We start from the raw sequence: 305 nt of genomic DNA, 5'->3' as shown, positions 1-305 counted from the left end.
ACGGGTACCGGTGACGGTGGTGTCGGCGGTGCCGGTGGCAATGCCGGCAACAACGGCAACGGCGGCGACGCCGGTAACGGCGGTGCGGGCAGCCAGACCGGCTCGGGCGGTGACGGCGGCGCCGGCGGCCACGGTGGTGCCGAGACCGGCGACGGAGGTCGCGGCGGCCACGGCGGCAGCGGTGGGATCAGCGGCGGTGACGGTGGAGCCGGTGGCAACGCGGGCGCCGTCGGCAACGGCGGTGACGCCGGCGACGGCGGCGACGGACTCGCCGGCCGTAACGGCGACGACGGCGTTCTTCCGGG

Annotated in this window: 1 pseudogene; it reads right to left on the bottom strand. The window is 77.4% G+C overall.

The features are described 5' to 3' along the window. Positions 1 to 305: pseudogene (locus LI92_RS21575) on the bottom strand (hypothetical protein); the annotation flags it as partial.

The sequence above is a fragment of the Mycobacterium sp. UM_Kg1 genome, assembly GCF_000972925.1.
GTDB classification, from domain to species: domain Bacteria; phylum Actinomycetota; class Actinomycetes; order Mycobacteriales; family Mycobacteriaceae; genus Mycobacterium; species Mycobacterium hiberniae.
This window is presented reverse-complemented; position numbering and strand designations above follow the sequence as displayed.